7 protein-coding genes are annotated in these 7,201 nt (G+C 36.6%); 6 read left to right on the top strand and 1 reads right to left on the bottom strand.

Going from position 1 to position 7,201, the window contains the following annotated elements:
- The 5 genes from Q1V95_RS13705 to Q1V95_RS13685 all read left to right on the top strand — a co-directional run.
- Positions 1–544: CBS domain-containing protein (locus Q1V95_RS13705; RefSeq protein WP_300675075.1), on the top strand; the 544-nt coding region annotated here is incomplete at its 5' end.
- A gap of 3 nt (positions 545–547) precedes the next feature.
- Positions 548–1,417 (top strand): NAD kinase, encoded by an 870-nt coding sequence (locus Q1V95_RS13700; protein ID WP_300675073.1) that lies wholly within the window; start codon positions 548–550, stop codon positions 1,415–1,417.
- Positions 1,418–1,650: 233 nt separating this feature from the next.
- On the top strand, positions 1,651–2,718 hold the full coding sequence (gene fbaA / locus Q1V95_RS13695) for a class II fructose-bisphosphate aldolase (protein ID WP_300675071.1): 1,068 nt from the start codon (positions 1,651–1,653) through the stop codon (positions 2,716–2,718).
- A 90-nt stretch (positions 2,719–2,808) separates the two neighbouring features.
- Positions 2,809–3,660, top strand: coding sequence for an acetyl-CoA carboxylase, carboxyltransferase subunit beta (gene accD, locus Q1V95_RS13690; protein WP_300675069.1), 852 nt, complete (start codon positions 2,809–2,811; stop codon positions 3,658–3,660).
- Positions 3,661–3,693: 33 nt separating this feature from the next.
- Complete coding sequence (locus tag Q1V95_RS13685; RefSeq protein ID WP_300675066.1) at positions 3,694–4,206, top strand: hypothetical protein; 513 nt, start codon at positions 3,694–3,696, stop codon at positions 4,204–4,206.
- 15 nt (positions 4,207–4,221) lie between these two features.
- On the opposite strand, the gene Q1V95_RS13680 is transcribed toward Q1V95_RS13685, so the two are convergent.
- On the bottom strand, positions 4,222–5,283 hold the full coding sequence (locus Q1V95_RS13680; protein ID WP_300675063.1) for a T9SS type A sorting domain-containing protein: 1,062 nt from the start codon (positions 5,281–5,283) through the stop codon (positions 4,222–4,224).
- A 513-nt stretch (positions 5,284–5,796) separates the two neighbouring features.
- Here Q1V95_RS13680 and Q1V95_RS13675 point away from each other — a divergent pair.
- The gene (locus Q1V95_RS13675; protein ID WP_300675061.1) at positions 5,797–7,200 is read left to right on the top strand and encodes a spore maturation protein; all 1,404 of its coding nucleotides are present in this window, start codon (positions 5,797–5,799) and stop codon (positions 7,198–7,200) included.
- Position 7,201: the final 1 nt, after the last annotated feature.

Below are 7,201 nucleotides of genomic sequence, written 5' to 3'. Positions count from 1 at the left end.
AAAAAAGAAGGGCATCCACATGGGGGCGCTTAGTCAATCTTTTTTGGAAGATAGTCCAGAAGGACAGTTGGGTAGTCTTGCGATGCACTTCGAGAAATTTGCAATTTCGGAAGATAGTAACATTTGGGATTCTATTAAGTTGTTTCATACTTTTAATACCAATGTTGTCCCAGTTATTAATAGTGACGAAAAATTTCTCGGCTATATTTGCTGTGATGATATCTTTAGCGAGTTTTCGAAATATCCAATCTTTTCGGAAGCTGGCGCCATATTGACGGTGCAAACTAATAGTCTCCATTATTCGATGGTGGAAGTGGCAAAGATTATCGAAAGTAACAATTCTAAACTTTACGGCTGCTTTATAACGGCTGTTAAAGAAGATCACATCGAATTAACTTTAAAAATAAGCCAAGACAATCTTAGCTCTATTGATGAGACTTTTGAACGTTTTGGATATACCGTGATTAATAAATTTTATAACGATCAAAAAGAAGATCTGTTAAAAGATCGCTTTGGATTTTTCCAAAAATACTTGGAGTTTTAGGCTATGGTTGCAGCAATATATTCCCAAAAGAAAGATTTTGATAGCTTCTTGTATCTCAACAAGTTTATCTCGGAATTGGAGCAAAGACATATCCCGATTGTCTTGCAAGCTGATATGGCAGCCAATATGAAATTTTCCAGCAGTTATGATACTTTCAGAACCAAAGAAGATCTAAAGGCTAAAGGCGTGGACTATGTTTTCAGTTTTGGAGGCGATGGGACAATCCTTAGCGCGATGTCCTTTATCCAAGAGTTGGAAATTCCGATTGTTGGGATTAACATGGGAAGATTGGGTTTTTTGGCGAATTTTAAAAAAGAGGAAATCTTTAAAGAAATTGATGTTATCCTAAAAGGTGACTATACCATCAGCAAAAGAAGTATTATAAAGGTAACGACGGCACAACCTAATTCTATTGATTTTCCGTATGCGTTGAATGATGTAACCTTGTCGCGACAAGAAACGACCTCGATGATCACAATTGATTCTTATATTAATGATGATTTTCTGAATGTCTTTTGGGGCGATGGTTTGATTATTTCGACGCCGACAGGTTCCACCGCTTATTCTTTGAGTTGTGGTGGTCCAATTATTTCGCCGACTAATGGGAATTTTGTTATCACACCAATTGCGCCACACAACCTTAATGTTCGTCCTTTGATTGTTAATGATGATGCAAAAATTACGTTGAATGTCGAAAGCCGATCAACGCAGTTTACTTTGTCATTGGATTCGAGGTTATATTATATGGATATCGGCAATGAAATCTATCTTGAAAAAGGGGAATTCTGTCTTAATCTTATTATTCCGAATAATTTTAGCTTCTACGAAACGATTCGTCAAAAATTGCTTTGGGGAATTGATAAAAGAAACTAAGTTGTCGCAATAGGGATGGAAGCGGCATCCTTTTTCCGGAGTGAGGCGGCGGAGCGCAGCGGAGCCGACCGAGCGGAGGGAAAAGATATAGCGGACAGCCCGACCTTGGCATTGCTAGCTACTGCAAAAGCCTCGGAAATTGACAAGGGATTGCCCTAGAAAAAATCATGATTCGGATTTGTGAATAATTCGTAAATTAGCAAACTAAAATAAATCTATTAAAAAACATAATTATGAGTAGAAAGTTTCCGGCTGGTGTAGCCACAGGATCTTTGGTAACAGAAATTTTTGATTACGCAAAAGAGAATCAATTTGCACTTCCTGCAGTTAACGTTATTGGATCAAGCAATGTTAACGCAACTATGGAAACCGCTGCTAAGCTAAACGCGCCGGTAATTATCCAATTCTCTAACGGAGGAGCAGCTTTTAATGCAGGTAAAGGACTTTCTAACGATGGACAAAAAGCTGCAATCCTTGGTGCTATCGCTGGAGCTAAGCATATCCACACTTTGGCTGAAGCTTATGGTGCAACGGTTATCCTACATACTGACCACTGTGCAAAGAAATTGTTGCCTTGGATTGATGGATTGATGGATGCTAACGAAGCTTTCTATAAAGAAACTGGTAAGTCTTTGTACTCATCTCACATGTTGGATCTTTCTGAAGAGCCTCTAGATGAGAACTTGAGCATCTCTGCAGAATATTTCAAAAGAATGGCAAAACTAGGTATGACACTAGAAGTTGAAATCGGGGTAACTGGTGGAGAGGAAGATGGTGTTGATAACTCTAGCGTTGACAATTCTTTGCTATACACTCAGCCAGAAGATGTTGCTTTGACTTATGAAAAACTAAAAGCAATCTCTGATAACTTTACTATTGCTGCAGCATTTGGTAACGTACACGGTGTTTACAAGCCAGGTAACGTAGTTCTTACACCGAAAATCTTGGATAACTCTCAGAAGTACGTACAAGAGAAATTCGGAACTGGAGCTAAGCCTGTTAACTTCGTATTCCACGGTGGATCAGGATCTACACTAGAAGAAATCCGTGAGGCGATTAGCTACGGTGTTGTAAAAATGAATATCGATACAGATCTTCAGTTTGCTTATACTGAAGGAGTGAGAGATTATATGACAGGAAAAATTGACTATTTGAGAACTCAGATTGGTAACCCAGACGGTCCAGAATCTCCTAACAAGAAATTCTACGATCCAAGAGTATGGTTGAGAAAAGGTGAAGATACTTTCTCTACTCGTTTGGTGCAAGCTTTCGAAGATCTTAACAACGTCAATACACTTTAATAAATTTGTAAAATGTACAAAGTAAAGAGCAATTAAAACGCTTTTGATTTGTACATGTTGCATAATACATTCTACATAAATACAGATATAATGGCATTTGATTGGTTTAAAAGAAAAGCGCAAAATATTACAACCTCTACTGAGGACAAAAAAGATCTTCCTAAAGGTCTATGGCATAAGACTCCGACAGGGAAAATTATCGAAGCTGAAGAGCTAAAAGCGAACAATTATGTCTCGCCAGAAGATGGTTTCCATGTAAGAATCGGAAGTAGAGAATATTTTGATATTTTATTTGATGACCAAAAGTATGAAGAACTTGATGCTAATGTAGAAAGTGTTGATATTCTTAAATTTAAAGATACAAAAGCTTATACTGATCGTCTTAAAGAAGTAAAGGCTAAAACTAAGCTTAACGATTCTTTGCGTAACGGAACTGGAAAAGTTAATGGTGTAGAAATGGTGGTTTCTTGTATGGATTTCGCGTTTATTGGAGGATCTTTGGGTTCTGTAATGGGCGAAAAAATTAAAAGAGCGATCGATTACGCTATGAAGCACAAACTGCCTTTTATGATTATTTGTCAGTCAGGTGGTGCGCGTATGCAAGAAGCAGCTTATTCTTTAATGCAAATGGCGAAAGTACAAGCTAAATTGGCGCAGTTGTCAAATGCTGGTCTTCCATATATCGCTTATCTTACTGATCCAACTTTTGGTGGTGTAACAGCGTCTTTTGCGATGACAGCAGATATTATTATTGCAGAGCCTGGCGCTTTGATTGGATTTGCAGGACCTCGTGTTATCCGCGAAACAATTGGACGTGATTTGCCAGAAGGTTTCCAAACAGCAGAATTCTTACAAGAGAAAGGTTTTGTAGATTTTATTGTTAAACGAACCGAGGTTAAAGAAGTGCTTGCCAAAACGATAAAATTATTGACACACGCTTAAAATATAACTCTCACGAAAGTGAGAGTTTTTTGTATGAGGAAGTTTGTAAGTATTTTTTTTAATGCACTTCGGACGTTGTCTTTTAAGAAGATTGTCGTTGTTTTTAAAATCGGAATTTGTCATCCCTTGTTTTCGATTTTGTATTTCTATGCGAGTTTTAGAGCTTTTAATATTGCTAAAAAACTATATCCCGAAACAAGTTCAACAAATGGTGCAGGTAATGCTTTTCGGCATTCGTTTTGGGTTTGCCTTATTATGATGTATTTCTGCAAAATTTCTTCTCCTGAAAAATCTGAAAAATGGTGTCGAAAACTGACTGATTTGCATGAAGAACTTTTTCCAAACAAACCTCTGGAAACGATGATGGATAAACATAATAATGATGTTGGACTTCAATACTTTATGAGTATGTTGCCTGGGATCCATCGTCAGTTTTTCGAAACCAGCTTTTTTATCAAAGAACTTCAAAAGAAAACCGAGAATGCAGTTATTCTGGAAAGTTTAGACCAAACACTCGATGAGCATTTGGTCTATTTAAGAGAATAATAATATAGTGTTGGTTTAGTTTTTTATAAGTTTTTGTGTTACAGCTGTTCCGTTCTGTAATTTTATCTTTACGAAATAAGTTCCTGTCTGTAGTTTTGAAATATTAATATTTGTATTCTTTTCAGTGATTAGGATTTGACCTAGAAGGTTAAAAATTTCTACACTTGACACCTTATCTGACGTTGAAATTAGGATGTTGTTTTGTGCAGGATTTGGAACAATCTTCAGGCTTGTATTTTTATTTTCTAAATCTAATCCTAGATTTTTCGATTTGTTAACACATCTTACCGAGTATCCAAAGCTTTTTGCATCACCACCAAAACCTGTTGTGCTTGTTGTTGCCGATCCTAGATAAGCATATCGGTAGAAGTTAGGATTTGTGCTTGGCGATTTTGTCCATAGATAAGCTCGAGAATCTACAAAAGCCCAACCATCATCTTTTCGTGATCCTGCACCTGCTATTTTTAGGTTGCTTTCAAAAGCTCTAGTCATTCCGTTATTTGTTGCGCCTGTTGGCTTTGGGAAAATCAGCTCTTTTTGCATAACGATGTCCCAATCAGTTTCTGATGGCATTTCCCAGTTGTCGCCTATCGCTTTGCAAGGGTCAATACCATTGTGGTCAGTTAGTTCGGTTACATTTTTAGCTGTCCAACTGTCATTTTGCAATGGATTTGCCCACCAACCCGTATAATTTTGAGCCCAAGGCGTGCCTCCGTTGATATAGAATATTGGTGTGCCAGCACCGAGACCTTTTGGGTTGTTAGGTGTAGGATAGTCCTCTGAAGTTTTTGAAGTTGCTAATTGGTGTCCATCATCCCAACGCCCATATTGGAAATAGTCGCCATAAGCATCCTTGTCAGAAATTTGTTCAGCAACTTTAGAGCTGCCTAGATTTTGTTGCAACCATTCGTTTCCATCAGCGGCTCTTACAGTTTTGTAATAAACAGTTTTATTTTGATAGGTAAGTTGGACGCAACCAACATCACCAGTTTTTTGCCCCGCAACAGTTGGAGTACATTGTGAATTCGACAATCCATAAATTGTGATTGACGCTAATAATAAAGTTCTCTTAAGCATATATTGTTATTTGTTGCAAATATATTTATTTAGAATAAATAAAAATAATGAATTTTGTCATGCGGTGTTTGCCGCTTGTTTTGTAGTGCTATTGCAAGAATTTTATTATCACTCTAATATTTCAAGATGGAAAATTCTGACCTTTAATGAAAAGCAAAATCCTGAATAAAATTCAATAATGAAAATGTTAAATACTTGATTGTCAACGATTGTGTCACAGTTGAAAATCTTAGATTCGACATAGCCAAAGGTAAGTTGTTATTAAAAAATATCGCTTAGGCATTTAACGGATATTCAATTCCAAAAATATCTATTTAGTAGACTAAGTGTTGGTAGCTTTTTTTCTAAATAAAAATATTGGATTGCATGAACAAGGTTTTGTTGTAAAAAGCTGTATCGATATGAAAGTAATGCGTTTAATAATTAAATATTTATTTTCTTTTGTTCGTATCTTATATATCTTTGTACATTCTCAAACAAGATTATACCTATTTTTACTAAAATTAAAATTAAATGGTTCTTAGCAGAATTTGGTCGGCATTTATCTTAATAGCCATTACTATTGCGAGTATAAAATTTATTTCTTCCCACAATTATGAAAATATTTTCAATGACATGGTTGTTGGGAAAGGCGGCGATACGGTGCAGATTGATAAAAAACCAATGCAAGCTTTTTCTCCACAGATACAGGCTGGACTTAGCAAGGATTTAAAATTTGAGGAAAATAGAATTCATTATAAAACCGATTCTCTAAAACAAAATGTACAAGTGTACAGAATTCAAGAGACCGATGGTGTTATAGGGACTTCTGAAACTGCCGTTAAAATCTGCTTGGGTTTAATTGGAATTATGACGCTTTTTATGGGTTTTATGAGTATTGCAGAAAAAGCGGGCGGAATCAACCTTTTGAGCCGATTAATACAACCTTTTTTCTCTAAATTATTCCCTGAAATTCCCAAAAACCATCCCTCTTTTGGTCACATGTTGATGAATTTTAGTGCCAATCTTCTTGGTTTGGATAATGCTGCGACGCCTTTTGGACTAAAAGCAATGGAAAGTCTCCAAAGTCTTAATCCAAATAAAGACACAGCAAGTAATTCACAAATTATGTTTTTGTGTCTCCACGCTGGAGGAATGACGCTTATTCCTGTTTCTATTATAGCGATTCGGGCATCAATGGGTTCGCATACACCGACAGATATTTTTCTGCCTTGTATGATTGCTACTTTTGCAGCAACATTGGCGGCAATGATTGTTGTTTCTATTTACCAAAAGATAAATCTTCTACAGCCAATCGTTATTGCATATGTTGGTGGAATTTCTGCAATTATTGGACTTCTGGTTGCCTATTTGGTTCGTCTTTCAAAAGAAGAATTAGACACCTTTAGCAAAATTGTCAGCAATGGACTTATCTTGTTTATTTTCTTGGCAATTGTCCTTGGTGCTCTTTATAAAAAGATAAATGTTTTTGACGCCTTTATCGATGGCGCAAAAGAAGGCTTTACAACCTGCGTAAAGATTATTCCATATTTGGTAGGAATGCTTATCGCGATTTCGTTGTTGAGAACTTCGGGCGTTTTCGATGTGATTATTGATGGAATGAAATGGGTTGCTAATGCATTAAACGCCGATACTCGATTTGTCGATGGACTTCCAACGGCTTTAATCAAACCTCTTTCTGGCTCAGGCGCACGAGGAATGATGGTCGATACTATGCAAACTTTCGGTGCTGATTCGTTCCAAGGAAAATTAGCTGCTGTATTGCAAGGAAGCTCCGATACGACATTCTATGTTATTGCAGTCTATTTTGGAGCAGTAGCTGTTAAAAATACAAGATATACTGTCATTGCAATGCTTCTCGCAGATTTGGTCGGAATTATTACTTCCATTATTCTCGCTTATTTATTTTTTGCTTAAA

It is taken from the genome of Soonwooa sp., assembly GCF_030151385.1.
Lineage (GTDB): Bacteria > Bacteroidota > Bacteroidia > Flavobacteriales > Weeksellaceae > Soonwooa.
This window is presented reverse-complemented; position numbering and strand designations above follow the sequence as displayed.